Source organism: Pseudomonas sp. MF08831 (genome assembly GCF_059862645.1).
Map to the genome: position 1 here is coordinate 193898 of NZ_JCBCUX010000007.1, position 26854 is coordinate 220751.

25 protein-coding genes are annotated in these 26854 nt (G+C 60.8%); 5 read left to right on the top strand and 20 right to left on the bottom strand.

Annotation, left to right across the window (positions count from 1 at the left end; genetic code table 11):
- Positions 1–2: 2 nt before the first annotated feature.
- The 11 genes from lipB to AC19YS_RS16915 form a co-directional block, all read right to left on the bottom strand.
- Positions 3–650: a lipoyl(octanoyl) transferase LipB gene (gene lipB / locus AC19YS_RS16865; RefSeq protein ID WP_200623937.1), complete on the bottom strand. Its 648-nt coding sequence runs from the start codon at positions 648–650 to the stop codon at positions 3–5.
- On the bottom strand, positions 650–931 hold the full coding sequence (locus AC19YS_RS16870) for a DUF493 domain-containing protein (protein WP_017136054.1): 282 nt from the start codon (positions 929–931) through the stop codon (positions 650–652). The genes lipB and AC19YS_RS16870 overlap by 1 nt, the downstream gene beginning before the upstream one ends.
- Before the next feature lie 85 nt (positions 932–1016).
- Complete coding sequence (locus AC19YS_RS16875; protein WP_500602268.1) at positions 1017–2174, bottom strand: D-alanyl-D-alanine carboxypeptidase family protein; 1158 nt, start codon at positions 2172–2174, stop codon at positions 1017–1019.
- A 178-nt stretch (positions 2175–2352) separates the two neighbouring features.
- Positions 2353–3363 carry a septal ring lytic transglycosylase RlpA family protein gene (locus AC19YS_RS16880; protein WP_200623938.1) on the bottom strand — a complete coding sequence of 337 codons (1011 nt, stop codon included), beginning with the start codon at positions 3361–3363 and terminating at the stop codon, positions 2353–2355.
- Positions 3363–4373, bottom strand: coding sequence for a lytic murein transglycosylase B (mltB, locus tag AC19YS_RS16885; protein WP_124418530.1), 1011 nt, complete (start codon positions 4371–4373; stop codon positions 3363–3365). Before mltB ends, AC19YS_RS16880 begins: the two co-directional genes overlap by 1 nt.
- 17 nt (positions 4374–4390) lie before the next feature.
- Complete coding sequence (rodA, locus tag AC19YS_RS16890) at positions 4391–5494, bottom strand: rod shape-determining protein RodA (RefSeq protein WP_057703348.1); 1104 nt, start codon at positions 5492–5494, stop codon at positions 4391–4393.
- A gap of 31 nt (positions 5495–5525) precedes the next feature.
- Positions 5526–7424 (bottom strand): penicillin-binding protein 2, encoded by a 1899-nt coding sequence (mrdA, locus tag AC19YS_RS16895; RefSeq protein ID WP_119740889.1) that lies wholly within the window; start codon positions 7422–7424, stop codon positions 5526–5528.
- A 15-nt stretch (positions 7425–7439) separates the two neighbouring features.
- Positions 7440–7907, bottom strand: a complete 468-nt coding sequence (rlmH, locus tag AC19YS_RS16900; protein ID WP_003176297.1) for a 23S rRNA (pseudouridine(1915)-N(3))-methyltransferase RlmH — start codon at positions 7905–7907, stop codon at positions 7440–7442.
- Between the two features lie 9 nt (positions 7908–7916).
- Entirely contained in the window at positions 7917–8411 is a 495-nt protein-coding gene (rsfS, locus tag AC19YS_RS16905) for a ribosome silencing factor (protein ID WP_003215432.1), read from the bottom strand.
- A gap of 69 nt (positions 8412–8480) precedes the next feature.
- Positions 8481–9125: a nicotinate-nucleotide adenylyltransferase gene (nadD, locus tag AC19YS_RS16910; protein ID WP_106579377.1), complete on the bottom strand. Its 645-nt coding sequence runs from the start codon at positions 9123–9125 to the stop codon at positions 8481–8483.
- Positions 9125–10390 carry a glutamate-5-semialdehyde dehydrogenase gene (locus AC19YS_RS16915; RefSeq protein WP_500602269.1) on the bottom strand — a complete coding sequence of 422 codons (1266 nt, stop codon included), beginning with the start codon at positions 10388–10390 and terminating at the stop codon, positions 9125–9127. Before AC19YS_RS16915 ends, nadD begins: the two co-directional genes overlap by 1 nt.
- Before the next feature lie 174 nt (positions 10391–10564).
- Between AC19YS_RS16915 and AC19YS_RS16920 the strand changes: the two genes are divergently transcribed.
- On the top strand, positions 10565–11248 hold the full coding sequence (locus tag AC19YS_RS16920) for a DNA-3-methyladenine glycosylase (RefSeq protein ID WP_106579379.1): 684 nt from the start codon (positions 10565–10567) through the stop codon (positions 11246–11248).
- Between the two features lie 197 nt (positions 11249–11445).
- Positions 11446–12762, top strand: a complete 1317-nt coding sequence (locus AC19YS_RS16925; RefSeq protein WP_500602270.1) for a bifunctional DedA family/phosphatase PAP2 family protein — start codon at positions 11446–11448, stop codon at positions 12760–12762.
- Here AC19YS_RS16925 and AC19YS_RS16930 read toward each other — a convergent pair.
- Genes AC19YS_RS16930 through AC19YS_RS16940 form a run of 3 tightly spaced genes read right to left on the bottom strand, consistent with a single transcriptional unit; the run spans position 12756 to position 14437 of the window.
- Positions 12756–13349 carry an LON peptidase substrate-binding domain-containing protein gene (locus AC19YS_RS16930; RefSeq protein ID WP_106579381.1) on the bottom strand — a complete coding sequence of 198 codons (594 nt, stop codon included), beginning with the start codon at positions 13347–13349 and terminating at the stop codon, positions 12756–12758. The genes AC19YS_RS16925 and AC19YS_RS16930 overlap by 7 nt on opposite strands.
- Before the next feature lie 21 nt (positions 13350–13370).
- Positions 13371–14087 carry an LrgB family protein gene (locus tag AC19YS_RS16935; protein WP_106579382.1) on the bottom strand — a complete coding sequence of 239 codons (717 nt, stop codon included), beginning with the start codon at positions 14085–14087 and terminating at the stop codon, positions 13371–13373.
- Entirely contained in the window at positions 14084–14437 is a 354-nt protein-coding gene (locus AC19YS_RS16940) for a CidA/LrgA family protein (protein WP_106579383.1), read from the bottom strand. Before AC19YS_RS16940 ends, AC19YS_RS16935 begins: the two co-directional genes overlap by 4 nt.
- 158 nt (positions 14438–14595) lie before the next feature.
- On the opposite strand from AC19YS_RS16940, the gene AC19YS_RS16945 reads away from it, so the two are divergent.
- From AC19YS_RS16945 to AC19YS_RS16955, 3 genes are all read left to right on the top strand, one after another.
- Positions 14596–15051 (top strand): MaoC family dehydratase, encoded by a 456-nt coding sequence (locus tag AC19YS_RS16945; protein WP_106579384.1) that lies wholly within the window; start codon positions 14596–14598, stop codon positions 15049–15051.
- Positions 15052–15156: 105 nt separating this feature from the next.
- Positions 15157–16875: a C13 family peptidase gene (locus AC19YS_RS16950; protein ID WP_200623941.1), complete on the top strand. Its 1719-nt coding sequence runs from the start codon at positions 15157–15159 to the stop codon at positions 16873–16875.
- 29 nt (positions 16876–16904) lie between these two features.
- Complete coding sequence (locus AC19YS_RS16955; RefSeq protein WP_106579386.1) at positions 16905–17546, top strand: oxidoreductase; 642 nt, start codon at positions 16905–16907, stop codon at positions 17544–17546.
- A gap of 147 nt (positions 17547–17693) precedes the next feature.
- On the opposite strand, the gene AC19YS_RS16960 is transcribed toward AC19YS_RS16955, so the two are convergent.
- The 6 genes from AC19YS_RS16960 to AC19YS_RS16985 form a co-directional block, all read right to left on the bottom strand.
- Positions 17694–17978: a YceK/YidQ family lipoprotein gene (locus tag AC19YS_RS16960; protein ID WP_106579387.1), complete on the bottom strand. Its 285-nt coding sequence runs from the start codon at positions 17976–17978 to the stop codon at positions 17694–17696.
- The gene (gene ubiX, locus AC19YS_RS16965; RefSeq protein WP_003219402.1) at positions 17971–18600 is read right to left on the bottom strand and encodes a flavin prenyltransferase UbiX; all 630 of its coding nucleotides are present in this window, start codon (positions 18598–18600) and stop codon (positions 17971–17973) included. The genes AC19YS_RS16960 and ubiX overlap by 8 nt, the downstream gene beginning before the upstream one ends.
- Positions 18597–19946 carry a UDP-N-acetylmuramate:L-alanyl-gamma-D-glutamyl-meso-diaminopimelate ligase gene (gene mpl, locus AC19YS_RS16970; RefSeq protein WP_119740877.1) on the bottom strand — a complete coding sequence of 450 codons (1350 nt, stop codon included), beginning with the start codon at positions 19944–19946 and terminating at the stop codon, positions 18597–18599. Before mpl ends, ubiX begins: the two co-directional genes overlap by 4 nt.
- A gap of 222 nt (positions 19947–20168) precedes the next feature.
- Positions 20169–21140, bottom strand: coding sequence for a hypothetical protein (locus AC19YS_RS16975; RefSeq protein ID WP_500602271.1), 972 nt, complete (start codon positions 21138–21140; stop codon positions 20169–20171).
- 195 nt (positions 21141–21335) lie between these two features.
- Complete coding sequence (locus AC19YS_RS16980; RefSeq protein WP_500602272.1) at positions 21336–24575, bottom strand: hypothetical protein; 3240 nt, start codon at positions 24573–24575, stop codon at positions 21336–21338.
- A 167-nt stretch (positions 24576–24742) separates the two neighbouring features.
- Positions 24743–26650 (bottom strand): sigma-54-dependent Fis family transcriptional regulator, encoded by a 1908-nt coding sequence (locus tag AC19YS_RS16985; protein WP_179676643.1) that lies wholly within the window; start codon positions 26648–26650, stop codon positions 24743–24745.
- Between the last annotated feature and the right edge of the window lie 204 nt (positions 26651–26854).

Sequence of the window (26854 nt, forward strand, 5' to 3'; positions counted from 1 at the left end):
AATCAGTCGATTCCGCCCGTAAGGGTCGTCTGCTCAGCATAGTCGAGGTGTTTGACGAGCTGCGCACGCAGCCGGGCACTTACCTCGGCAAATTTAATCGGTGTGGCGTGGTCGCTCAGTTGGGTCATCGCCAACCCTGCGTAACCGCAGGGGTTGATGCGCCCGAACGGCGCCAGGTCCATGTCCACGTTCAGGGCCAGGCCATGAAAGGAACAACCGTGGCGAATCCGTAAACCGAGGGAGGCGATTTTCGCGCCGTTCACATACACACCGGGTGCATCGGGCTTGGCCGCGGCGCTCACGCCGTAACTGGCCAACAGCTCGATCAGGCAAGCTTCCATGCGGCTCACCAGGTCACGTACGCCAAAACCCAGCTTGCGTACGTCCAGCAAGAGATAAGCAACAAGCTGACCCGGCCCATGGTAAGTCACTTGACCACCTCGGTCGACCTGCACCACCGGAATATCCCCCGGCAGCAGCAGATGCTCGGCCTTGCCGGCCTGGCCCTGGGTGAATACCGGCGGATGTTCCACCAGCCAGATTTCATCCGGGGCCGAGCTGCCGCGCTCGTTGGTGAAGCGCTGCATGGCATGCCAGACCGGCTCGTAGGCCATCTGACCGAGCTCGCGAAAGCCCAGGACCTGAGACATCACAGCACCATGTGCACGAAGCCGGTGGCCCGCAGTTCGCTGTTGATGTCGTAGAGCTGGTCTTGACCGGTCGCAACGATGTGCAACTGGATCGTGGTGTACTTACCGTTGGAGCTCAATCGCTCGTCCACACGGTTGTCGTTGATCGTCGCGTGTTTACGCACGATCTCCAGAATCTTGTCTTTGTTGCCCACACCCGTATCGCTGATCACCTTGACGGGATAGTCCACGTTAGGGAATTCGATCTTTGGCGCCTTTACTTCTACTTCTTTATCGGTCATGGCGTAACGGCCTCGTAAGCGTAAGCCGTGGCGACGGGCAAAGCCCCACGTCAGGTCGACGCGGGGCTTTGCAGGTGCACACTTATCAGTTGAACAAGCTGTAGAAGAATAGACGAATGCTATCCCACACGCGGCGGAAGATACCACCTTCGTCGACGGCGTCCAGCGCGATCAGGTCGGCGCTGTGCACCACCTTGTCGTCCAGCTTCACTTCGACTTTACCGATAACGTCACCCTTGGCGATTGGCGCAACCAATTGCGGGTTCATGGTCATGCTGGCAGCGAGCTTTTTCAGCTGGCCTTTAGGCATGGTCAACGTCAGGTCGTCAGCCAGGCCGGCTTTGACTTGGTGGGTAGCGCCTTTCCATACCGGGGCTTGAGCCAGCTCAGCACCCTTCTGGTAGAAGGTCTGGGTTTCGAAGAAGCGGAAACCGTAGGTCAGCAGCTTTTGCGTCTCGGCCGCACGGGCCTGCTCGCTGTTAGTGCCGAAGACCACGGCGATCAGGCGCTGGCCGTCACGTACGGCGGACGACACCATGCAGTAGCCGGCTTCGTCAGTGTGGCCGGTTTTCAGGCCATCGACAGTCTTGTCGCGCCACAGCAGCAGGTTGCGGTTAGGCTGCTTGATGTTGTTCCAGAAGAATTCCTTCTGGGAGTAGATCGCGTAGTGCACCGGGTCGACGCGGATGATCGCGCGGGCCAGCAGCGCCATGTCGTGAGCCGACGAGTAGTGCTCCGGGTTCGGCAGACCGGTCGGGTTCATGAAGTGGCTGTTGGCCATGCCCAGGTCGCCGGCCGTCTTGTTCATCATGTCGGCAAATGCGTCTTCGCTGCCGGCGATGTGCTCGGACAGGGCCACGCTGGCGTCGTTACCGGACTGGATGATGATGCCGTGCAGCAGGTCGCTGACAGTCACCTGCGAACCGACCTTGATGAACATCCGCGAACCGCCGGTACGCCAGGCGTTTTCGCTGACGGTGACCGGGTCGTTTTCGCCGATCTGGCCGCGACGGATTTCCAGGGTCGCGATGTACGCCGTCATCAGCTTGGTCAGGCTCGCCGGTGGCAGGCGCTGGTCACCGTTGTTCTCGACCAGCACGTTGCCGCTGGCGGCATCCATGAGGACCCAGGCCTTGGCGGCCAGTTGCGGGGAAGCCGGCACCATTTCAACCGCCCAGGCGGCCGGGGTGATGATCAGCGAAAGAAGCAGGCACGTGCGTTTGGCTAAGGTGGTGATGTTCATCCGTCTCTCGAAATTGCTTATGGAAACTTGCCCTCGCGGGCAAAACTATTCAGACAGCCCGCTGCCAGACTGTCACGTGTTCGGTTGCCCGCTCACCCCTTGCCCCTGGGTTTTTATTGTTCAACGAGCCAACAACCAGGGCCCAGACCCGCGCACGCGTCTGAGCCATCAATCTTTCTTATTCGGCGGTGACCACGCTGGGTTGCCCCAGGTTGGCCAGGCGCACGCTGTTCTGTACTTGCGCCACTTCACTTGGCGAACCAATTGGCCCCATGCGCACACGGTGCAGAGTCTGCTGGTTACGTACGATGGAGCTGATGAAAACCGGCGCATTGACCATGCTGCTGAGCTTGGACCTTAACAGTTCTGCCGCGTCCGGGTTGGCGAAAGCGCCGACCTGCAGGTACTGACCGCCCACCGTGGAAGCGCCCGGTGCTGCGTGCGGCACGACCACCGTGTCCGGCGCGTGCTGCGCCGGTGGCGGTGTCCACTGTTCGATCTTGCCGGTTGACGCGGTCACTTGCGGCTGCGGCGTTTGTGGCTCGTTGAGCATCAACGGTGCCGGTTTGCCACGCTGGGCCCAGTACTGCGCCGGATCGATGCCTTCGACTTTCACGCGCGCGGTGCCGATTTCGGCATAACCGAGTTTCTTCGCGGCGGCGTAGGACAAGTCGATGATCCGGTCCGAATAGAACGGCCCACGGTCGTTGACCCGCAGGATCACCGTGCGGTTGTTGTCCAGATTGGTCACGCGTACGTAGCTGGGCAGCGGCAGGGTCTTGTGGGCCGCGCTCATGCCGTACAGGTCATACACTTCGCCGTTGGCGGTGTTCTGGCCATGGAACTTGGTGCCGTACCAGGACGCCGTGCCCGATTGGACGTAGGTCTTGGAATCCTGCAGCGGGAAGTAATTCTTGCCCAACACGGTATACGGGTTGGCCTTGTAAGGCCCGGTGTGCAGGGTCGGCGTGGCATCCGGGATTTTCGATACGTCGACATCCCACCACGGCGCGCCGTCTTTGTGCGCGCGGTTGATGTCCAGGCCCGGCTGGGCGCGAACGATACCGCCACCGCCCTTCTGCGCCGGCGCGCGGCTTGTGGTGGTGGTAGAAGAACAACTGACAACCAGCAAGGACAACGCGGCAAACGCCACCAGCTTGAGCGGTTTATGGAACGGCGATGCCCGCATTACTTGTTGCCCCGTGCTTGGACCAGCATGTCTGACAGCTGATGCACGGCCATGGCGTACATCACACTGCGGTTATAACGCGTGATTGCGTAAAAATTCTTCAGGCCCATCCAGTATTCCGGGCCGTTTTCGCCTTCCAGGCGGAACGCCGTCACCGGCATATCATCGCGTGGCGCATTCTGACTCGACCAGCCCAGGGCTCGCAACTCCCCGACGGTCTTGACCGGCTCGATTCCCTGGGTCAAACCTTCGTCGGCGCGCTCGCCGGTGACATCGGCACGGATCACCACCGGCTCGCCGGACACCCAGCCATGGCGCTTGAAGTAGCTGGCCACGCTGCCAATGGCGTCATCCGGATTGCTCCAGATATTGATGTGGCCGTCGCCGTCGAAATCCACGGCGTATGCACGAAAGCTGCTCGGCATGAACTGCGGCAAGCCCATCGCACCGGCATAGGAGCCCTTGAGGGTCAGCGGGTCGACCTGTTCTTCGCGGGCCAGCAGCAGGAATTCGCGCAGCTCCTTGCGGAAGAACTCGGCGCGCGGCGGGTAATCGAAGCCCAGGGTCGACAAGGCGTCGATCACCCGGTAACTGCCGGTATTGCGCCCGTAAAAGGTTTCAATGCCGATGATCGCGACGATGACCTGGGCCGGCACGCCGTACTCCTGCTCGGCGCGGGCCAGCGCGGCTTCGTGCTGGCGCCAGAAGTCCACACCCCGCGCCACGCGGGCGTCGGTGAGGAACATAGGGCGGTATTCTTTCCACTGTTTCACGCGCTCGGCGGGACGCGAGATCGCATCGAGGATCGCCTGCTTGCGTTGCGCTTCGCGGAACACGCCCATCAGCTGTTCACCGGCGAAACCGTAGTCGCGGGTCATTTCACCGACAAATTCGGCGACCTGGGGTGAGCCATCGTAGTCACCGGCCTGCGCCTCTTGCGTCGCGCCCAGCAGCCCAATCAGGCTCATCCAGGACGCATGCCGAGTCGCCCAGCCGCGCATTACTTGCATTGACATCTTCACCTTATTCAAACCTGTGCGATCCACTTGCGATGCGTGTGAATCGACATCAAAACCCCAAACGCTGACAGCAATGTCACCAGCGAAGTTCCGCCGTAGCTAATGAACGGCAACGGCACCCCAACCACCGGCAGCAGGCCACTGACCATACCGATGTTGACGAAAACGTAAACAAAAAAAGTCATGGTCAGGCTGCCGGCGAGCAGTTTGCCGAACAGCGTCTGCGCCTGCGCGGTGATCACCAAACCGCGACCAATCAACAGCAGATAAATCAGCAACAGCGCGCAAATGCCTACCAGGCCGAACTCTTCGCCCATTACGGCAATGATGAAGTCGGTGTGGCTTTCGGGCAAAAAGTCCAGGTGCGACTGAGTGCCCAGTAACCAGCCCTTACCAAATACTCCGCCGGAACCGATGGCGGCCTTGGACTGGATGATGTTCCAGCCGGTGCCCAGCGGGTCACTCTCCGGGTCAAGGAACGTCAGGATCCGCTGCTTCTGGTAGTCGTGCATAAAGAAGAACCACATGGCCACGGCCACGGGGATGGCGGCGGCCAGCACGCTGAGGATCCAGCGCCAGCGCAGGCCGCCCATAAACAGTACGAACGCACCGCCCGCGAGGATCAGCAGCGAGGTGCCGAGGTCGGGCTGGCGCACGATCAGGATGAACGGCACGCCAATCAATATCAGGCTGATGCCCACGTGCTTGAGCTGCGGCGGCAAGGTGCGCTTGGACAAATACCAGGCGATGGTTGCCGGCATCAAAATCTTCATGAATTCCGACGGCTGGAAGCGAATCACTCCTGGAATGTTGATCCAGCGCGTCGCGCCCATGGCGTTGTGGCCCATCACGTCCACCACCACCAGCAGCAATACGCCAGCGACATAACCAAGCGGCACCCAGCGCGCCATGAAACGCGGTTCGAGCTGGGCAATCACCACCATCGACAACAGGCCCAAGCCGAACGACGACGCCTGCTTGATCAGCAGGTCCCAGTTCTTGCCGCTGGCCGAATACAGCACGAACAGGCTGCCGGCCGCCAAGGTCAGCAGCAGGATCAGCAACGGGCCATCAATGTGCATGCGCTGCAATAACGTCGCGCGGCGACGCATCACATCCTCGCTGGAGAGGATGCGGTCAAAATTACTCTTCACGGGCCGTAACCTCGGTGCTTGAAGGGGGGCCGCCATATTCGGATTTGAGCCTGCCGTCGTCGGCCAACAGCCAGGCGTCCATGATCTGGCGCACCACGGGCGCAGCCACGCCGGAGCCGGACTCGCCGTTTTCGACCATTACTGCCACGACAATTTTCGGGTCGTCTGCCGGGGCAAAACCGACGAACAAGGCGTGGTCGCGATGGCGTTCCTGAACCTTGGAGCGGTCGTATTTCTCGCCCTGCTTGATCGCGACCACCTGCGCGGTACCACTCTTGCCGGCAATGCGGTATTGCGCGCCGGCCGCCGCTTTGCGCGCGGTGCCACGGGCGCCGTGCATCACTTGCTGCATGCCGTGGTTGACCTTGGTCCAGTCGGACGGGTCACGCAGCACGATGTCGGGAATCGGGTTTTCATCCACAGGCTTTTCGCCTTCGATGGTCTTGGCCAGGTGCGGACGGTTCCAGATGCCTTTATTGGCCACCAGCGCCGTGGCTTGCGCCAGCTGCAAGGGCGTTGCCTGCATGTAGCCCTGGCCGATACCAAGAATCAGGGTTTCGCCCGGGAACCACGCCTGGCGACGGGTGGCGCGCTTCCATTCCCGCGACGGCATCAGGCCGGGGGATTCTTCGAACATGTCCAGGGAGACTTTCTGACCCAGGCCGAACTTGCCCATGTAGGCAGACAGCCGGTCGATGCCCAGCTTGTGGGCCAGGTCGTAAAAATAGGTGTCGTTGGAGCGCATGATCGCGGTGTCCAGGTCGACATAGCCGTCACCGGTACGGTTCCAGTTACGGTATTTGTGATCGTAGTTGGGCAGCATGTAGTAGCCCGGGTCGAACACGCGGCTTGACGCGGTGACCACGCCCGAATCCAGGCCGGCAATCGCCACCGCCGGCTTGATGGTCGAACCCGGCGGATACAACCCGCGCAGCACGCGGTTGAACAGCGGCCGGTCGATGGAATCACGCAGCTCGGCGTAGGCCTTGAAGCTGATGCCGGTAACGAACAGGTTGGGGTCGAAGCTTGGCTGACTGACCATCGCCAGCACTTCGCCGGTTCTCGGGTCCAGTGCCACTACCGCGCCGCGCCGGCCACCCAAGGCCATTTCGGCCGCTTCCTGCAACTTGATGTCCAGGCTCAACACAATGTCTTTGCCCGGCACCGGGTCGGTGCGCTTGAGCACGCGCAACACGCGGCCGCGGGCGTTGGTCTCGACTTCCTCGTAACCCACCTGGCCATGCAGCTCCGGCTCGTAGAAACGCTCGATGCCGGTTTTACCAATATGGTGGGTGCCGCTGTAATTCACCGGATCGAGGCTTTTCAGCTCTTTCTCGTTGATGCGCCCCATGTAACCGACGGAGTGGGCAAAGTGCGGCCCTTGCGGGTAATGCCGCACCAACTGCGCCACCACTTCCACACCGGGCAGGCGGAACTGGTTCACGGCGATTCGCGCGATCTGCTCTTCGGTCAGCTCGAACAGGATCGGCACCGGCTCGAATGGCCGGCGCCCCTGCTTCATGCGTTTTTCGAAGATCACCCGGTCTTCCGGCGTCAGCTGCAGCACCTCGACGATCACGTCGAGGATTTGCTGCCAGTCGCCAGAACGCTCGCGGGTCATGCTCAGGCTGAAGCTGGGCCGGTTATCGGCCACCACCACGCCATTGCGGTCGAAAATCAGCCCACGGGTCGGCGGAATCGGCTGCACATGCACCCGGTTATTTTCCGACAGCGTGGAGTGATAGTCGTACTGGATCACCTGCAGGAAATACAGGCGCGCAATCAGCACACCGATCAGCCCCACCACCAGAAAGGCACCGAACACGACCCGCGCGCGTACCAGACGTGCGTCTTTCTCGTGGTCCTTGATGCGGATCGGCTGGGTCATCGGGAGGGGCGCAGATTATTTGTGGTAAGGGTGCCCGGACAGAACTGTCCAGGCGCGATACAGCTGTTCACCGATCAGAATCCTTACCAACGGGTGCGGCAGCGTCAGCGCTGACAGCGACCAGCGCTGGTCCGCCCGCGCACAGACTTCCGGCGCCAGCCCTTCGGGGCCGCCGACCATGAAGTTGACCGTGCGCGAATCCAGGCGCCAGCGATCCAGCTCCACCGCCAATTGCTCGGTGCTCCAGGGTTTGCCGTGCACCTCGAGGGTGACGATGCGCTCGTTGGGGCCGACCTTGGCCAGCATGGCTTCGCCTTCCTGACGGATAAAGCGCGCCACATCGGCATTCTTGCCCCGGGTGTTGAGCGGTATTTCCACCAGTTCCAGCGACAGCTCAGCGGGCAGACGCTTGGCATATTCGTGCCAACCTTCTTCCACCCACTTGGGCATGCGTGAACCGACAGCGATCAGACGCAGGCGCACAGCCGTTCCTTATTCCTGGTCTTTGTTGAGCTTGTCGAAGTGCGCGTGGCCCACTTCCGGGCTGTGGTGCTTGCCATCAGCGGCACGGCTCTGCTCGGCGCCTTTCCACAGACGCTCCAGGTCGTAGAACTGACGGGCATTGGAAGTCATCATGTGAACGATCACGTCGTCCATGTCCAGCAGCACCCAGTCGCTGTCGCCCTTGCCTTCTTCACCCAGCGGCTTCACGCCCTGGGCTTTGACGGCTTCGCGAACCTTGTCCAGCATCGCGCCGATCTGGCGGTTGGAGGTACCGGTGGCGATGATCATGAAGTCGGTGATGCTCTGCTTGTCGCGCACGTCCAGCACCTGGATGTCCTGGGCCTTAACGTCTTCCAGGGCAGCCACGGCGACTTTAACCAGCTCTTCGCCAGCCAGCTCAGGGCCGGTGTGCGCTTCAACTGGCAGCGGGGCGCTTTTGAAAGTGCCTTTGCGCTTAACTTTGCTTACGTCTTTGTTCGTCATATAAAACTCGTTTTGCTCGTATGTTCGGGCGCTTGCTGCACGACTGTGCGTGCGATCAAGCGCGCCTTTTCAGTTCGACGCACGGTAAAGCCCGTGCGCATCGATGTAGGCCAGGACCGCGTCAGGCACCAGGAAACGTACCGACTTCCCGCTGGCCAGCAGTTGACGGATCTGGGTGGCGGACACCGCAAGCGGCGTCTGCCAGACGAATGCAATATTCCCGTTCGGCCCGGTCAGGGCCAAGGGGTCACTTACCGACCGCGCGGCCAGCAGGTTGCGCAAGGCATCCGGCGGTTCGCTGTCGGCATCCGGGCGTTGCAAAACCAGGATGTGGCAATGCTGGAGGAGTTCCTCCCAGCGATGCCAAGAGGGCAGGCCGCAAAATGCGTCCCAGCCCAAAAGCAGAAACAACTGGTCGTCTGCGGCCAACTCGGCACGCATCAGTTCCAGGGTATCGACAGTGTAGGACGGTTTATCGCGCTTGAGCTCGTGGTCGTCCACCACCAGCGGCGCAATGCCGTCTACCGCCAGGCGCACCATCTCCAGGCGTTGTTGCGGTGATACCTGCGGCGTATCGCGATGCGGTGGCCGCGCATTGGGCATCACCCGCAGCTCATCCAGCGCGAGGGCGTCCGCCACTTCCAGGGCACTGCGCAAATGGCCGATGTGCACGGGGTCGAAGGTACCGCCGAGCAGCCCGATGCGTTTAGCCATCAAGTGCGCACGTGACCGTCGCCGAACACCACGTACTTCTCGCTGGTCAGGCCTTCAAGGCCAACCGGGCCGCGTGCGTGGAGTTTGTCGGTGGAGATGCCGATTTCCGCCCCCAGGCCATATTCGAAGCCGTCGGCAAAACGCGTCGAGGCGTTGACCATCACCGAAGCGGAATCCACTTCGTTGAGGAAACGCCGGGCATCGCTGAAATGCTCGGAAACAATGGCATCGGTGTGCTTGGAGCCGTATTTATTGATGTGCTCGATGGCCTGGTCCAGGTCGTCGACGATGCGGATCGACAGGATCGGCGCCGTGTACTCGGTGTACCAGTCCTGCTCTGTCGCCTCGATCACGTCCGCGCCCAGCAGCGCACGGGTACGTTCACAACCGCGCAGTTCCACGCCCTTGTCACGGTAGATGGCAGCCAGCTGCGGCAGCACGCGATCGGCAATGCCGACGTGCACCAGCAGGGTTTCCATGGTGTTGCAGGGGGCGTAGCGGTGGGTCTTGGCGTTGTCGGCGATGCGGATCGCTTTGTCGATGTCGGCGGCAACGTCGATGAACACGTGGCACACGCCGTCGAGGTGCTTGATCACTGGCACTTTCGCATCGCGGCTCACACGCTCGATCAGGCTCTTGCCACCGCGCGGCACGATCACGTCGACAAATTCCGGCATGGTGATCAGCGCGCCAACGGCGGCGCGGTCGGTGGTTTCCACCACTTGCACCACTTCAGCCGGCAGCTCGGCCACGGCCAGGCCCTGCTGAATGCAGGCGGCGATGGCGCGGTTGGAATTAATCGCCTCGGAACCGCCACGCAAGATGGTGGCGTTGCCGGACTTGAGGCACAGGCTCGCGGCGTCGATGGTCACGTTCGGGCGCGACTCATAGATAATGCCGATCACGCCCAGAGGCACGCGCATTTTGCCGACCTGGATACCGGACGGCAGGTAACGCATGTCGCGGATTTCACCGATGGGGTCAGGCAGTTTGGCCACCTGACGCAGGCCTTCGATCATGTCGTCGATACGCGCCGGGGTCAGCGCCAGGCGGTCCAGCAGGGCTGGCTCCAGGCCATTGGCGCGGCCATTGGCCAGGTCCTGTTCATTGGCAGCGGCCAGCTCGGAGCGCGAAGCATCCAGAGCATCGGCGGCGGCCAACAGGGCACGGTTCTTCTGCGCAGTGCTCGCACGGGCGATCAACCGCGAGGCCTGCCGGGCAGCGCGACCCAGGCGGGTCATGTAGTCAAGAACGGACTCAGTCATGGTCAGGGAGTCTTGGCAAAGAGGAAAGCGGCAGATTATAGCTGTGACGCCGCCCGACTGACAGCGGTGAGGGGCGGATGGTCGAAATGAACTGTAAAAACTTGGGGTTCAGCGGTAATTAAGGTGGGAGTTGTTATTATTCCGTCACATTTAGCCGCATTAACCCTGATCGCCATGTCCAGTTTTGCCCCTCAGCTCCCCGCCAGCGCCCTGCCCGACAGCTTCTTCGACCGCGACGCGCAACTACTCGCGCGCGAATTACTCGGAAAAGTCATACGCCACCGCGTGGGCGATATCTGGCTTTCAGCGCGAATTATTGAAACCGAAGCCTATTACGTGGCCGAAAAAGGCAGTCACGCGTCGCTCGGCTATACAGAAAAGCGTAAGGCTTTGTTTCTGGATGGTGGGCACATCTACATGTACTACGCCCGTGGCGGCGATTCGCTGAACTTCAGCGCCCAGGGCCCAGGCAATGCCGTGCTGATCAAATCGGCCTATCCGTGGGTCGATGAGATCTGCGGCCCGGCGAGTCTGGCGCAGATGCTGCTGAACAACCCCGATGCCAACGGCCACCCTCGCCCCGCGCAGAAACTCTGCGCGGGCCAGACGCTGCTGTGCAAAGCCTTGGGACTGAAAGTGCCAATGTGGGATGCCAAGCGTTTTGACCAGGAACTGCTCTACGTTGAAGACGTGGGCCAGGCGCCGTCGCAGATCATCCAGACCACGCGCCTGGGCATTCCCAGCGGGCGCGATGAACACTTGATGTACCGCTTTGTCGATGCTGGCTACGCGCCTTACTGCACCCGGAACCCGCTGCGCCGGGGCCAGGTCGAAGGCCGCGATTATTTTTTGATTTGAATTGATTGAGACTGCTGTTCGCGCCGGTCATTGATCCCAGCCACACAGCAGATCCAATGTGGGAGCGGGCTTGCTCGCGAATGCGGTGTGTCAGCTGCGGATTCCTTCACTGAGACACCGCATTCGCGAGCAAGCCCGCTCCCACAGATGATGACCACTGTCTCAGATTCTGCATTACCTACATGGAGTGGCGTTTTATGGGCCAATGGCTCGATAGCATTACCGGCTGGCTAACCCTGAACCCGCAATGGCTGGCCGTCGCGGTGTTTATCGTCGCGTGCGTGGAGTGCCTGGCCATCGCCGGGCTGATCGTGCCGGGCACGGTGCTGCTGTTTGCCATTGCGGCGCTCGCCGGCAGTGGCGCGCTATCCTTGAGTGAAACGCTGTTGCTGGGTTTCCTCGGCGGCTTGCTGGGCGACGGGGTTTCCTACTACCTGGGCCGACATTTCCATCAGAACATCCGACGCTTGCCCGGCCTGCGCCACCATCCTGAATGGATGAACGGCGCAGAAACCTACTTCCACAAATACGGCATCGCCAGCCTGTTGGTAGGACGTTTCATCGGCCCGTTACGCCCGATGCTGCCGATGGTGGCCGGGATGTGCGACATGCCCTTCCCGCGCTTTGCCGCCGTGAGCGTGTTGGCGGCGGCCGGCTGGTCGGTGGCCTATCTGCTGCCGGGCTGGGCCACCGGCGCGGCCTTTCGCCTGCCACTGCCGGCCGGTTTCTGGCCGCAGGCAGGTATCGTCGCGGCCTGCCTGGCGGTGTTGCTGGGCCTGAGCTTGAACAGCAGCCTGCGCGGCCATCGTCGCGCCACCTTGTGGATGGGTTGCGCCAGCCTGACGTTGTTGATTGCCCTGTTCATTGGCTACCCACACCTCAATGACTTTGATCAGGGTTTGAGCGCACTGGTGCAGGAACACCGTAGCCCCTGGCTGGACGAGGTGATGGTGCGGATTACCCAGCTGGGTGAGTTCAGGAAGATGTTTGTCGCCAGCGCCATCCTCACCGGCTTGCTGCTGCTGGCGCGGCAGTGGCGTCATGCCGTGTTCGTGGGCGCTACACTGGCCGGCGCGGCGGTGATCAACACCGGCACCAAGCTGTTTTTCGCCCGTGGCCGGCCGGAAATCCTCACGGACCCGCTGACCAGTTTCAGCATGCCCAGCGGCCACGCCTCCGGCGCATTTGCGTTTTTCCTGGCGCTGGCGGTACTGGCAGGTCGCGGCCAACCCACGCGCTTGCGCCTGACCTGGATGCTGCTGGGCTGTATTCCGGCGGCCTTCATTGCGCTGTCGCGCGTCTATCTCGGCGCCCATTGGCCCACGGACATCCTGGCCGGTACGTTGCTGGCGATGACGGTGTGTGCGTTCAGCCTGACCGTCATCCAGCATCAACACTCGCTGCCGGCGATGCCGCGCAAGACCTGGTGGCTGCTGCTGCCGGTGCTGGTGGCGCTCATGAGTTTTATCGCCCTGACCGGCACCCCCCACGCCCTGCTGCGCTACGCCTACTGAGTGAAGAGTTCGCCCTGCAACTCGTCGAGCAACATCTGGATGGCATCCAGGCGTTGCTGCGGGTCGTCGAGTTGCAGCAGGTCGATCTTGTCGGCCTCGGTGAACGGCAGCAGATAGGCCAGTTGGTTACCCAAGGCTTGCTGGCCATCGGCGTGGGTGCCCATGTCCAGCGAGGCAACCATCGGATGCTCAGCCAGCGCCTGGAGCAATGCCAGCAGGTCGGCGTCCTCTTCGCCCAGCGGTTGATCCGGCAGTTCTTCGAGCCACTGCACCTCGGCGACCAGTAGCTGGTCCTTCTGCACCCCGGTGTCACGCACGCGGAACCTGCGCCCGCCTTCGACGCGAATCCCCAGCAGGCCGTTGTCTTGTTGCTTGAAGTCGCGAATCAGCGCTTCACAGCCGATCAGCGCGTAGCCGTCCGGGGCCATGCCCACTTCCCTGCCGCTTAAGATGCACACCACGCCGAAGCTTTCGCCCTTTTTCATGCAGCGGCTGATCATGTCCAGGTAGCGCGCCTCGAACAGTTGCAAGTCGAGGGTGCAGCCAGGGAACAGCACGGTATTGAGCGGGAACAGCGCCAGACTCATAGAGGTTTCCTTAAACCCGGTTTAAACGATCACGGACACGGCCAGCGGCAGGAACACCGCCGTGGCCACGCCCATCAGACTCATGGCCAACGCCGCGAAAGCGCCGCACTCTTCGCTTTCCTGCAGCGCGACCGAGGTGCCGACCGCATGGGCGGTCATGCCCAGGGCCATGCCACGCGCTTCGGGGCTGTGCACGCCCAGGCGCGACAGGTACGCCGGGCCGATCATCGCGCCGACCACCCCGGTGATCAACACAAACACCGCCGCCAGGGCCGCCACGCCACCGATCTGCTCGGCCACCAGCATGGCAATCGGCGAGGTCACCGACTTGGGCGCCATGGTCATCAGCATCCTATGCTCAGCGCCAAACCACCAGCCCAGCAGCACACACAGGCCGGTGGCCAACACGCCACCTACCACCAGCGTAGTAAAAATCGGCCAGAACAATTGGCGGATCCGCCGCAGGTTCAGGAACAGCGGCACGGCCAGGGCCACGGTCGCCGGGCCGAGCAGAATGCCCATGATCTCGGTGCTTTTGCGGTACTCGACGTAAGTCAGGCCACAGCTGAGCAATACGCCGATCACCAGCAGCATGGACACCAGCACCGGCTGCAGGAAGATCCAGCGGGTTTTCTCGAAGGCCGCCAGCACCAGTTGATAGGCGCCAAGGGTAATACCGATGCCGAACAGAGGGTGATGAATGACCGCCGTCCATGCGCCTTGCCAGTCGAAGGTCATTGATCCTTCTCCTTGCGCTTGACCATCTGCTGCATCAGCACACCGACAAAGCCCATGGCGATCACCAGCGACAGCACCAGTGCGCCGACGATAGCCCAGAAGTCGGCAGCGATATCCTTGGCGTACACCATCACGCCCACGGCCGGCGGCACCAGCAGCAATGGCAAGTAACGCAACAGGCTGCTGGCGGCCAGGCTCAAGGGCTCGCCGACTTCACCGCGCCAGATCAGGAAGCCCAGCATCAGCAGCAAGCCGATGATCGGCCCCGGCAGCACCGGCACCAGCAAATGGTTGATCGCGGTACCGATCAATTGAAACAGCACCAGCCATGTCAGGCCCCGTAACAGCATCGGTTATCTCCCCCTCAAAACCCGCCCGCATTATAAGCACGCCGGCTCTATGCTTCGGCATTCGCCAAAAGCATGGTGGGTTGACCGGGTGGGTTGCCCATGATGATCTACCCTGGATTTGGCCCACCTATAAAAACGATGAACCAAGGAGAGTCGCAATGCCCTATGTACCTGTAGCGCAGCTCAAAGATTATGTCGGCAAGGAACTGGGACGTTCCGAATGGCTCACCATCGACCAGGCGCGTATCAACCTGTTCGCAGAGGCCACCGGCGATCATCAGTTCATCCACGTCGACCCGGTCAAGGCCGCGCAGACCCCGTTCGGCAGCACCATTGCCCACGGTTTCCTGTCGCTGTCGTTGATGCCCAAGCTAATGGAAGACCTCCTGATCGTGCCCGAAGGCCTGAAGATGGCGGTCAACTATGGCTTGGACAGCGTGCGCTTCATCCAACCGGTCAAGGTCAACTCCAAGGTGCGCCTGAACGTGACGCTCAACGACGTCACCGAGAAAAAGCCTGGCCAATGGCTACTCAAAGCCACCGCCACCCTGGAAATCGACGGGCAGGAAAAACCGGCTTACGTCGCCGAGTCGTTGTCGCTCTACTTCGTGTAAGCCCGCGCCTGTGGTGGGGATATAAACCTCACCACAGCGTATGTAAATTTATGTATGAAACTCGCAGCTGCGGCATACTCGGCGCTCAATTATCCGGATCCCGCTATGCGCCCACTCGCTCCCCTTGCCCTTGCCCTGTTGCTCACCGCTTGCGGAGACGGCGAATCGCTGTTGCCGCCCGATGCGCGCCTGCCCGATGGCGGCCGTTACCGGGGCGATGTGGTCAATGGTTTGCTGCAAGGCCAGGGCCGGGTCGACTACCCCAACGGCAGCTGGTACGCCGGCCAGTTCGACAAAGGCCAATGGCACGGCCAGGGTGAATGGCATGGCAGTAACGGCGAGGTCTATAAAGGTCAGTTCCAGCAAGGCCTGTTCGATGGCCAGGGCAGCCTGACCACGGCGGGCAGCAGTTATGTCGGTGGTTTCAAGAATGGCCGGCGCAACGGCGAGGGCACCCTCAAAGAGGGGCAAATGACCTATCGCGGCGAATTCAAGGACGATCAATATTCCGGCCTCGGCCGCCTCGAGCTGGCCGACGGCAGCCAGTATCAGGGCCAGTTCGCCCACGGCAAACCGAATGGCGAAGGCCAGCGTAACGACGACAGTGGCAACCAGTTCAGCGGCCACTTTGTCGATGGCCAACTCGAAGGCAATGGCACGTTCAACAGCGCCGACGGCGACATCTATGTCGGCCAGTTCAAACAGAACCAGCTCAACGGCAAAGGCCGCTATGAAAACGCCGACGGCGACGTGTGGATCGGCCAGTTCAAGGAAGGCGCCCTCAGCGGCAAAGGCGAGCTGATCGGCGTGGACGGCAGCCACTATGTCGGCCAGTTCAGCGACTGGCGCTTCACCGGCGAAGGCCGCTTGAACCTTACCGACGGCAGTTTCTATATCGGGGGGTTCGACAGCGACAGCTATCAAGGCAAGGGCACCCTCGTGCTCACCGATGGCACCGTAGAGGCCGGCACCTGGGTCAACGGCATGCGCGTGCGCGACGCCGACGGCAAGCTGCTGCCCGACCCGCTGGAAATCGGCATACTGGCCCAAGGCCGCTTGCTCGATGCCGCCCTCGCCGCCGTGCCCACCTCCACCCCCGCCGTCGAGCTGTACACCCTGGTGCTGGCCGGCGACGGCAAGCAAAGCGTGTTCCTGCGCGAAGCCGATTATGTGAGCAACATGCTCGCCACCCGTTTCGGCGCGCGCGGGCAGATTCGCCTGGTCAACCACCGCGACCATATTGCCGACCGCCCGCTGGCCACGCGCGAAAGCCTGCGCCGCGCCGTGCAAACCCTTGCCGAGCGCACGGGGCCGGAAGACCTGGTGTTTATCTACATGACCAGCCATGGCACTCACGAACACGAACTGGTGCTCGACCAACCGCGCATGGAACTGGCCGACCTGCCGGCCGATGAACTGGCCGCCGTGCTCGCCCCGCTGAAAAACCGCGACAAGGTCATCGTGATTTCCGCCTGCTACTCCGGTGGGTTTATCCCGGCGCTCAAAGATGAGCGCACGCTGATCATGACCGCCTCGCGTGCCGATCGCGTGTCCTTCGGCTGCTCCGAGGAAGCGGACTTCACCTACTTTGGCGATGCCCTTTTCGCACAAGCTTTAAACCAGACAGATGACTTACAGCAGGCTTTCAAACTGGCACAAATGCACGTGTCCGAGCGCGAACAGGCGGACAACTTCGAAGCGTCCGAACCGCAGATATGGGCGCCCAAAGGCGTGATCGCCCATTGGCAGTTATTACGTAAACAGCAGGCACGAAAGGCGCTCGAAAGCGTCTCAATGAATAGCAAGGAAGCCAAGGGCAACTAAGCTGTAACGTGTAACAAGGGGGAAACACCATGTACCTGACACCACAACATATCTTGCTCGCCGGGGCCTCGGGCCTCACCGGCGAACACCTGCTCGACCGCCTGCTCAACGAACCTACTGTGACCCGCGTACTGGCGCCTAGCCGCAAGCCGCTGGCTGAACACCCGCACCTGGAAAACCCGGTGGGTGATCCAGTGGCGTTGCTGCCGCAACTGAGCGGCCAGGTCGATATCGCCTTCTGCTGCCTGGGTACCACAATCAAACAGGCTGGCTCCGAAGCGGCCTTTCGCGCGGTCGACCTGGACATGGTCGTGGCCTTCGCCAAGCGCGCTCGGGAAATGGGCGCGCGGCACCTGATCGTGATCAGTGCAATTGGCGCCGACCCGAAATCCTCGATCTTCTACAACCGCGTCAAAGGCGAAATGGAGCAGGCGCTGAAGGCCCAGGACTGGCCGCAACTGACCATCGCGCGACCTTCGCTGTTGCTGGGAGAGCGCCTGGAACCCCGTTTGGCTGAACAGCTCGCCGGGCCGTTGTCGCGGCTGATTCCGGGCAAGTACCACGGCATTGAAGTCTGCGAGCTGGCTCGGGCCATGTGGCGCCTGGCGCTGGAAGAGCAGGACGGGGTGCGGGTGGTCGAGTCGGATGAGTTGCGCAAGCTCGGCAAGTAACGTCGTTCAGCTTTGGCACACAACAAACGGTGGGAGCGGGCTTACTCGCGAAGGCGGTGGATCAGTCAACTTAGGCATCGACTGACACGCCGCCTTCGCGAACAAGCCCGCTCCCACATTGGTTTTGTGTTGCCTGCAAGGTCGGTGCTACAGACCACCGGTTGCGTTGAAGCCCACACCCAACACCGTCAGAACCGACAGCGGCAACAGCAGTGTATCGAGCAGCGCGCTGGCCGGCAGGTCGATGTGCGGATAGCTCGGCGCTTCAGCGCCAAATCTGTCCTTGGCGCAACAGCCACCGTCAATCGCATACAAATCCAGCCGCGTGCCGGCGTACACCACCGGCGCGCCAGGCTGCGCTGCGTCCAGCGTGCGTGCGGTGGCGCAGCCCGTCAGTTGCAGCGCCAGCAGCACTAACAGGGCTTTATTCATCGCTGCTCAAATGGTGCTCGCCCCAACGCGGCAGCATGTCCTGGGGAATGTTCAGCAGGTTGAGAATCCGCGCCACCACAAAATCCACCAGGTCATCAATGGTCTGCGGCTGGTGATAAAAGCCGGGCGAAGCCGGCAAGATGGTCACGCCCATGTTCGACAACTTGAGCATGTGCTCCAGATGGATGCTCGAATACGGCGCCTCGCGCGGCACCAGAATCAGTTGACGGCGCTCCTTCAAGGTCACGTCCGCCGCGCGCTCGATCAAGTTGTTGCAGGCGCCCGTGGCAATCGCCGACAAGGTGCCGGTAGAGCACGGCACCACCACCATCGCCGCCGGCGCCCCGGAGCCTGAGGCCACGGGCGACATCCAATCCTCTTTGCCGTAAACCTTGATCTGCCCTGCCGCAGCCCCGGTGTATTCGGTGAGGAAGGCTTGCATCATCTGCACCTTGGGCGGCAGCGCGACATCAGTTTCGGTGGCCAACACCAACTGCGCGGCCTTGGAGATCAAAAAATGCACCTCGCGGTCTTCGCGCACCAGGCAATCGAGCAGACGCAGGCCATAGGGCGCGCCGGAGGCACCGGTCATCGCCAGGGTGACGCGTTCCGGGCCGCTCATTTCAGCGCCTCGGCCAGCTTGCCATGCAGGCCGCCGAAGCCACCGTTGCTCATCACCACGATGTGGGTGCCCGGCGTGGCTTGATGCTTGACGTGCTCAATGATGCCCTCAATGGAATCGCAAACGGTTGAGGGCACGGTGCACAGCGCAGCAATGCCCGGCAGGTCCCAGCCAAGGTTGGGCGGCGCATACCAGACCACTTGGTCGGCGTCATTGACGCTTTCCGGCAGGCCATCACGGTGTGCGCCCAGCTTCATGGAATTGGAGCGCGGCTCGACAATGGCAATGATCGGCGCATCGCCGACCTGCTTGCGCAGGCCATCCAGCGTAGTGGCAATGGCCGTCGGGTGGTGGGCAAAGTCGTCGTAGATGGTAATCCCGTTGACGTCGGCGACTTTCTCCATGCGGCGCTTCACGCTTTTGAAAGCACTCAACGCGGCGATGCCCATGGCGGGCACCACGCCCACATGTCGCGCGGCCGCCAGGGTGACCAAGGCGTTGGCGACGTTGTGCTGGCCAGTCATGCCCCACTCGACGATGCCTTGGGCTTGCCCCTCAAACAGCACTTCAAATCTGGAACCGTCTTCGCTGAGCAGGTTGACCTGCCACTGCCCGCCCGCGCCGGTGGTTTGCACTGGGGTCCAGCAGCCCATATCGATCACACGCTGCAAGGCCGGCTCGGTGGTCGGATGGATGACCAGGCCTTCGCTCGGTATGGTGCGCACCAAGTGGTGGAACTGGCGCTCGATGGCCGGCAGATCGGGGAAGATGTCGGCGTGATCGAACTCAAGGTTGTTCAGGATCGCCGTGCGCGGGCGGTAATGGACGAACTTGGAGCGTTTGTCGAAGAACGCGCTGTCGTATTCATCTGCCTCGATCACGAAGAACGGTGTGTCACCCAGGCGCGCCGACACCGCAAAGTTTTGCGGCACACCGCCAATCAAAAAGCCCGGGCTCATGCCTGCGTGCTCCAACACCCAGGCGAGCATGCTGCTGGTGGTGGTCTTGCCGTGAGTGCCGGCCACCGCGAGTACCCAGCGACCTTGCAACACGTGGTCCGCCAGCCACTGCGGGCCGGAGACATAAGGCAAACCTTTATTGAGTACATACTCGACCGCCGGGTTGCCTCGCACCATGGCGTTGCCGATCACCACCAGGTCTGGCACCGGGTCGAATTGCGACGGATCGTAGCCTTGGGTCAACTCGATACCCTGGGCCTGCAGTTGCGTGCTCATGGGCGGGTAAACATTGGCGTCGGAGCCGGTGACGTGGTGGCCCAACTCTTTGGCCAGAACCGCCATCGACCCCATGAAGGTGCCGCAAATACCGAGAATATGAATGTGCATGGTTGACCTCGTAAAACATCGAGGCAGGTTAGCGCAGGGAGGGGAAAATCGCACTCTTTAGCTGCCGCAGTGCTGGGGTGACGGGGTCAATCCAGACGGCCGTTTACCGAAAAAGAAGCGCCGCCGCCTACGCTGTGGTTGCCAGTACGCAACCCATCGAAGACAGCCGCACTTCTTTCATTGCTGGCTCTGTGGCTCAGAGCCTGGGACGCCGGCGCTCACCTAGGCGGCGCTGCCCCGGTGCTTCACTTTCATTGCCCCCATCAACGCGGTAAGGGCCGCCATCCTGGACTCCAAGCCAAGTGCCCGGCTTTTGATGTCGTCTTTTTCGGCCCCGGTTGAGGCGGCCTGAAAGGAAATACCCAGCTTCTGCGCTTCGTTGGCAAATGCCGGCTCGATGTAATCAAGCATCTCCTCGAGATAATCCATTCGCTCTTCGTTTGTTTTCGCGACCCATTCCAGGCCTGGCTGTACATGCGGCTCGGAACGAAGATCCGCCAAGGTATTTGCCAACAGAAATACGCTCTTCTGACTATGATCCACCAGACGCCCATCCTGAACACTTTGCTCAGTGGCGGCCGTCTTCGTCGAACTGATGAGGGGTTTTACGACCTCCAGAATGGCTCCGCTGGCGACCACGCCAACCGTCGAAAGCGGTACTGTCACCACTGCCGTGATGCTGGCGACTTTTGCAATGTCCTTGCGCTGAAGCGGGAGCGCACGGTCCGCTTTCGCACTGCTGGCCTGCACCAGCTCCGCTGCGTTTTCTTCCAGGCCCCGTGCAGAAAACGGTTCGACTTCCTGGCCCTCTACTCGACCGGGCGTCGGTTGCGCGAACAACTTATCTCGCATTCCAGCGTCCTTCTGGGCTTGCCACTCTTTTTGATGCTTGGCGTGGTAATCGGCCATTTCCGGTGTGTCAGGAGTGTCAGGTGCCTCTCCCGGCGTGCGGGTACCGCTCGCGTGGCCTGGCGCGCTGAAGCCATTCACGTGTGCGTCCACCAAATGCTGATCATAGGCCTGATTACCTGCCCCGGGTTTGCTGCCTGACCCGCCTTGGAGTTTCGGCGCGTCAATAACCCGCGTAGAACCGGAAGGAACACCTGAGATGTCTACCCTGGTAAAACCTGAGGAGAAAAGATCGCCGATCTTTGAGAATGCCAAGGGCCGCGAGATTGAATTTGAAAACATCATAATGATTTACCTAATGGTTGATTAACATTAGAAAGTCATCCATTTCCTTCATTTAATACGTGGCAGAACAACCAATAACGTTCCGATTAAACTCTATAAATCTACAACCGATTAATGAGCAGACTAGTTACCCACAGCCATAACTTCTCAAACACCCAGAGGCCGTTACTTAACACCCGATAACTACTGACTAAGTTATGTGGCCGCAGGTGCCAGCGCGCTCACCACACCGAACTGTAGTAACTGGGGGCCAAACGGCGTATTGGTGAGCGTATTGTAGGCGTACCACGCACCTTTCTTAAAAACAGCAACCACGGGCACCCACAAATTATTGCTTTGCGCGCGATGAAACCCTTTGACGACATCATCGTCCTTATAAATCTTTGTCACATCGTAGCTGCGCGAGTGCCCTCTTAATCGGGACAACACCTCGTCGCCATGTTCAAGCACGTACTTGATGTCCTTATACCCAGCACTCGCGCCTCGATTAAGGTTTTTCGCAATATCGGCCGCGTCGGTATAGCCCACCGAAGCGCCGACACCGGCAAAGACCGAACTCTTGATAACATTGCTGAGCGCCTGACCGCCCCTGACGGTTTTTCGAGCAGTGTTAAGCGCCGGAAGGACAAAGCCTAAAATGTCGAACCCGATATTGAAGATCGCTCCCGACACGTCGCCCCTGATTGCGTCCTGAATGCCGTCATAGAAAGGGATCAGTCCAAGAAAAAAAGCTTTCAACTGTTTGTCGTAGCGTTCTCCTTTTTCTATCGCCGTAATCCCGGCCGCCTTGGACTTCAGCGCTTCATAGTCACGGGTAAAAAAACTGGCCGCCGTGATACCAAGGGCGCCGCTTTTGGCGGAAAAGTACGTCCCGTTCAATTTATCAGGGCGTTCAAGGGGATCACGCCCGTGATGGGTCGCGCCGTATTGCGTGTAGACGTTGTACGTGCCCGGAACACGACCTTGGGTGCTCCCGCCAAAATAGGCGCCGTCGTTAGCATTGGTGTGTTCACCCGGAAACCCGCTTTCCTTGACGAACCGCCCCAATGCCGGGAAGTAACTGTAGTAGCTGGCCTGACCCGCACTCCCCGCTACTTTCATGAGCAAACCATGCCGGCCTTTGAGTGCCTCGACCTCTTGTACCGTGGGCGTTCGGGGCTTGATATCGGCGTACAAGGAGAGCCCTGATACAGGCTCTGCACTGTTCCAGGAAAATCCCGGTGCAGGCGCCGTATCAAGAAAGGGGCGAGACACCTCGATAAAACTGACAGCCGACTGTTCGATACGCGCTCGGTCCACCCTGGGTAATAGCGAAAGCTGATACTTAAACTGAATGGCCCAGGCACTGTCATGCGCCACTTTATAGTTCTCAAAGGTTGTAGAAAACACCTGATTGATATCAGGAACAAGTTGAGCAAGGCGTGGCGTTATCGCCGCCCAAGGCAGCGCCTTATTATTCAGCGACCGCCAGCGCTCTGGTTTGATCGGACCACTCATATACACATCAAGCAGCGAAACAGGGTCATGTTTGACCCACGGTGCCTGCAACACCTTTTGGGTGGGGTCCAACTCAGGAAACACCCGCTTCAACTCAGCCACCGCCAATTGCTCTCGCGTCGTCGCAGGTGCTGACAAAGTATCACCTGCCCATGCCAGCTCTTTTTGTTGTTTATTCAGCGCCTCTTGTGAACGCTTGACGTCTGTGTACCCATAGTCGTGGTTGGGTTTAAACGCGATAACACCGTTGGCCAGGCCCCAGGTAATAATTGCACTGCCCGATGCGGCACTCAGCTGATCCTCGCCTTCCAGGGACGTGAGCGGCGCTTCACCAAACGCCATTACTTGGCTGAACGTCATGTTCCCCGCAGCGCCAGGCACTTGTTGCTCAATACGTGAAACTTCTATGGCGAAGTTCGCCCACGTATGAGAGCCGTAAACAAGGTTAGGCGGTATGTCCTTTACCAGGAACTCTGGGGCGGCGGCCGCTAATAATAACTGCGCAGCCACAGGCGCCGCTTCAACCCCGACCTTACGCTCAAGGTGAGTGGTGAAACCTTTGACAATGGTTGCAGGTGAGCAACCTGCGTTGTCCCCTTGATACAGGTTGTAGCCCGCCAAATTGAAGCAGGACTTGCCCATTCCAGGATCAAGCTCTTGCACCAGGGCGACACTCACACACTCGTTTACACTGGTGGGGGTCTCGATCACCTTGATCTTTTTTTGTATCTCCTGACCCAAGGCCCGCGCTTTGGGTGATCGAATCAGCAGATCCAATGCCGACGCAGGGTTACGCGCGATGGTTGCCTTGGTGGCCTGAGGAAGCTCGCTGATCAGCCGCCGTAATAAGCTGCCCGCACCGGCGTCCGCCTGAGGATTTGATCGGTGGGTTACTTGGGCCTTGTGCCATTGACCTACCGTTGCGCGGACCTTGCGCAGTGACGTCGCGCTCAATAAACCAGCGATCGACCTTGCCCCGCCAGCGTTCGCGCGCGGCGCCCGATGGGCCAGGTCAAAGGATAACGCCAGCGCCAAACCCTGGGCCTGCTGACTATTGACGGGCACTTTATGCCCCTCCTGCCTGAGCATGTGCGCCACGCTCATCCGGGGGCGCTGCTCACTGGCAAATTGGCTGGAGCGCGGGTCGATCTGAAGCATGATCGCGTCCAGGTCGATGCGCCCACTGGCGTCATCGGTCTGAGACCGCAGCGCAGTCATGAGCGCATGACGGTTAGCGTCATCACCCAGCGCCGTCTGCTGCCGGGTCAACGCCTCTGCAGACCGCAGCGACGCATAAGCCGAGGGCGCGAATGCAAACAGCGCCTTATTCGCCAGTTTCTTGCGGTGCAAGGCCGCTTGCGCAGGTGTGAGGTCTATTGGCTGATTGTAAAACTGGCCCACCGTGTACAACGGCACTTTGCCTTCCGGCCAGGGGTAACTGAACCCCTGCCCGGGTTGAGGCGCGATCACCCTGGCAATCGACAACAGTGTTCGGGAAACATCGGACCACCCCGAATCGTCCCGTAGCGTAAACCTGCGCAATGCGCCGTCGACGATGCCGGCAAGCTCCCCACGCGCCGGGTCCAGCTGCATGCCCCCCGTATCAAGCCCTTGCCCTTTCGCCCACGCCAGGAACCCAGGGCCTTTGAAGGCGCTGTCCAGTTGGGCGCGCCAACGCCCAAGCGTGGACCCTGCGGGCACTTGAACATCAGGCGACATCCCCGACGTCTGGTAGGAGCGCGTGGCCAAAGCGCTTGCGAAGAACCTCGCCAACTGGGCATCCCCCATGGCGCGGCATTCGGTGCTGTCCGGCAACCCGGCACTGCGCTCCTGTCCACTGGCAGGCTTATCGGCGGGCGCCGGGGCGGACTTCACGACCGGCGCCGCTGCATGAGTTGGAAAGATTGGCTGTGGACTAAACTTCGAAACATTAGTCATTCAACACCTCGCAGGCAAAACAGTCTGGCTGACTGTTCACGCACTGAGTGGTGCAACTACCTACAAACATCACAACAAACTGCCGAAAAGTCTGCATTCGGATATGTCAATTGCTGTTTGTTTCTCTCTCTACATTACGCAACACTTAACCGGGTTTAATGGCCTGGTTAAGTTAAATAACTGCGTTCAATCCCGTGTTTGCGCAACTTTCTGTAAAGCGTATTTCGACTCACCCCCAAATGCTCAGCGGTGCGGGTCATGTGCCAATGGTGTTGCTGCAACGCTTCAAGCAAAGCCACGCGCTCCGCATCGTTCAAGGCAAGGCCGGAAACGGGTTCAGAGGCTACGGCGGGTCGGGCCTGACGAATGATTGACGGCAAGTCGTCAAACCTGATTCGCCCATCCTCGGACAACGCCGCCAAGGTGCGTAAGACGTTGCGCAACTGCCGCACGTTGCCCGGCCAGGCAAAGTCCAGCAGCGCCTGGCGCGCCGTCTCGTCGAGCAACACGACCTGCCCTGGCGCCTCATCGGCCAGCAAAAAGTCCAGCAATTGAGCTTTGTCGCTGCGCTCACGCAAAGGCGGCACGTCGATTTCAAGGCCGTTGAGGCGGTAGTACAAGTCTTCGCGGAAGCTGCCGCTGGCCACACGCGCCAACAAATCACGGTGCGTTGCGCTGATGATCCGCACATTGATTGCTTGCGGCTCACCGCCGATGGGCACGACCAGACGGTCTTCCAACACCCTCAGCAGGCGGGTTTGCAATGCGAGAGGCATGTCGCCGATCTCGTCGAGAAACAAGGTGCCGCCGTCGGCCTGCTGTAACTTGCCGCGCATGCCTTCCTTGAGCGCGCCGGTAAAACTGCCGCCGCGATACCCGAATAGTTCGCTTTCGATCAGGCTCTCAGGAATGGCGGCGCAGTTGAGCGCAACAAAGGCTTTGTCAGCCCGCTGACTGGCCTGATGCACGGCCTTGGCGAAAGCTTCCTTGCCCGAACCGGTTTCACCGTTGATCAGCAACGGTACGTCGCGCTCGAACACCCGCAGCGCCTTGCGAAACTCATTCTGCAGCACCGGGTCGCCCAAGCAGATGCCCGTCAGGCGCGGCGCCTGGGGCTTGGCCTGCGGTGCCGGCACGCTGCGTGCCTGGCCGCGCAATGCGGCGAATAAATGCCGGCCATCACGCGTACGCAGTGGCCAACTGGCCGTGGCGTTGGCGCTGGCACGGCCAAGCAGTTGATCAAGGGAACACTCGAAAAACGCTTCCACCGGTTGCCCCAGCAAACCGCCACGAACCTGTGCCAGCAGGTTGAGCGCGCTTTGGTTGACGGCGCAGATCCGCCCTTCGCCATCGAACGCCAGCAACCCTTCACTGAACAGCCCCACGGATTCGGCCTGCAGGTGAAAACGCAGCAACCACTGGTTTTCAAAATGACGCAGGAAGTAACAACTCTCGATCATCTTCGCCGACAGGTTCACCAGCGCCATGGTGTGGAATTGGCTCTGCCGCGACACGGCCTCGCGCGCCGACGACACGTCCAGCACGGCCAACAGCTCGCCCTGAGGGTCGAACACCGGGCTCGCCGAACAGGTCAGGCCGGTGTGGCGGCCGCGAAAATGCTCATCGCGGTGAATGGTCAGGGACTGGCGCTCCACCAGGCAGGTGCCGATGCCGTTGGTGCCTTCGCACGCCTCACTCCAGTCGGCGCCCAGCCACAGCCCGGCGCGCTCGAAAATCTTGCGTTCCGAAGGTGCTGTCACACAGTTGAGAATCACCCCACGCGCATCGGTGAGCAATACCGCATGGCCGGCGCCGGAAAGCTGCTGATGCAGGCTGTTCATTTCGCTGCCGGCAATGTGCAGCACCTGCTGCAGGCGTTCGCGGCTTTCCAGCAGGCGGCCATGTTCGAGCACGGTGGGGGCGATGCTCAACGCGGGGTCGAGGTGATAATCCTCCAGGCAGCGCAGCCAGGAGCGGGCGATGGACGGGTCGCTGCCGGGGCCTTGGGCAAGGTCCTGCCCACGGGTGACGGTGAGGACTTGCTGGGCATGGCGACTGAAATGATCGTTTTGCATGTTCTTATTATTCTCTCTGCGTGAGAACAGCCAGCATCCCCCAGCCACCCAGGCATTGCAATCCCGGGCAGACTCGCCGGTCACAGGCTGTACCGTTTGTGGCACACACTGTCACCCCACCTGTACCAGCCCTGTCACAGCAACGCCTTGCAATAAACCTCAAGCCCTTGATTTACCTGGCCTGCAAAGCAGTGGCCCGACCTT

Excerpts from the sequence above, each read along its gene's own strand:
- lipB (WP_200623937.1), bottom strand. The coding sequence starts at position 650 with ATGTCTCAGGTCCTGGGCTTTCGCGAGCTCGGTCAGATGGCCTACGAG.
- AC19YS_RS16870 (WP_017136054.1), bottom strand. The coding sequence starts at position 931 with ATGACCGATAAAGAAGTAGAAGTAAAGGCGCCAAAGATCGAATTCCCT.
- AC19YS_RS16875 (WP_500602268.1), bottom strand. The coding sequence starts at position 2,174 with ATGAACATCACCACCTTAGCCAAACGCACGTGCCTGCTTCTTTCGCTG.
- AC19YS_RS16880 (WP_200623938.1), bottom strand. The coding sequence starts at position 3,363 with ATGCGGGCATCGCCGTTCCATAAACCGCTCAAGCTGGTGGCGTTTGCC.
- mltB (WP_124418530.1), bottom strand. The coding sequence starts at position 4,373 with ATGCAAGTAATGCGCGGCTGGGCGACTCGGCATGCGTCCTGGATGAGC.
- rodA (WP_057703348.1), bottom strand. The coding sequence starts at position 5,494 with ATGCGTCGCCGCGCGACGTTATTGCAGCGCATGCACATTGATGGCCCG.
- mrdA (WP_119740889.1), bottom strand. The coding sequence starts at position 7,424 with ATGACCCAGCCGATCCGCATCAAGGACCACGAGAAAGACGCACGTCTG.
- rsfS (WP_003215432.1), bottom strand. The coding sequence starts at position 8,411 with ATGACGAACAAAGACGTAAGCAAAGTTAAGCGCAAAGGCACTTTCAAA.
- nadD (WP_106579377.1), bottom strand. The coding sequence starts at position 9,125 with ATGGCTAAACGCATCGGGCTGCTCGGCGGTACCTTCGACCCCGTGCAC.
- AC19YS_RS16915 (WP_500602269.1), bottom strand. The coding sequence starts at position 10,390 with ATGACTGAGTCCGTTCTTGACTACATGACCCGCCTGGGTCGCGCTGCC.
- AC19YS_RS16920 (WP_106579379.1), top strand. The coding sequence starts at position 10,565 with ATGTCCAGTTTTGCCCCTCAGCTCCCCGCCAGCGCCCTGCCCGACAGC.
- AC19YS_RS16925 (WP_500602270.1), top strand. The coding sequence starts at position 11,446 with ATGGGCCAATGGCTCGATAGCATTACCGGCTGGCTAACCCTGAACCCG.
- AC19YS_RS16930 (WP_106579381.1), bottom strand. The coding sequence starts at position 13,349 with ATGAGTCTGGCGCTGTTCCCGCTCAATACCGTGCTGTTCCCTGGCTGC.
- AC19YS_RS16935 (WP_106579382.1), bottom strand. The coding sequence starts at position 14,087 with ATGACCTTCGACTGGCAAGGCGCATGGACGGCGGTCATTCATCACCCT.
- AC19YS_RS16940 (WP_106579383.1), bottom strand. The coding sequence starts at position 14,437 with ATGCTGTTACGGGGCCTGACATGGCTGGTGCTGTTTCAATTGATCGGT.
- AC19YS_RS16945 (WP_106579384.1), top strand. The coding sequence starts at position 14,596 with ATGCCCTATGTACCTGTAGCGCAGCTCAAAGATTATGTCGGCAAGGAA.
- AC19YS_RS16950 (WP_200623941.1), top strand. The coding sequence starts at position 15,157 with ATGCGCCCACTCGCTCCCCTTGCCCTTGCCCTGTTGCTCACCGCTTGC.
- AC19YS_RS16955 (WP_106579386.1), top strand. The coding sequence starts at position 16,905 with ATGTACCTGACACCACAACATATCTTGCTCGCCGGGGCCTCGGGCCTC.
- AC19YS_RS16960 (WP_106579387.1), bottom strand. The coding sequence starts at position 17,978 with ATGAATAAAGCCCTGTTAGTGCTGCTGGCGCTGCAACTGACGGGCTGC.
- ubiX (WP_003219402.1), bottom strand. The coding sequence starts at position 18,600 with ATGAGCGGCCCGGAACGCGTCACCCTGGCGATGACCGGTGCCTCCGGC.
- mpl (WP_119740877.1), bottom strand. The coding sequence starts at position 19,946 with ATGCACATTCATATTCTCGGTATTTGCGGCACCTTCATGGGGTCGATG.
- AC19YS_RS16975 (WP_500602271.1), bottom strand. The coding sequence starts at position 21,140 with ATGATGTTTTCAAATTCAATCTCGCGGCCCTTGGCATTCTCAAAGATC.
- AC19YS_RS16980 (WP_500602272.1), bottom strand. The coding sequence starts at position 24,575 with ATGACTAATGTTTCGAAGTTTAGTCCACAGCCAATCTTTCCAACTCAT.
- AC19YS_RS16985 (WP_179676643.1), bottom strand. The coding sequence starts at position 26,650 with ATGCAAAACGATCATTTCAGTCGCCATGCCCAGCAAGTCCTCACCGTC.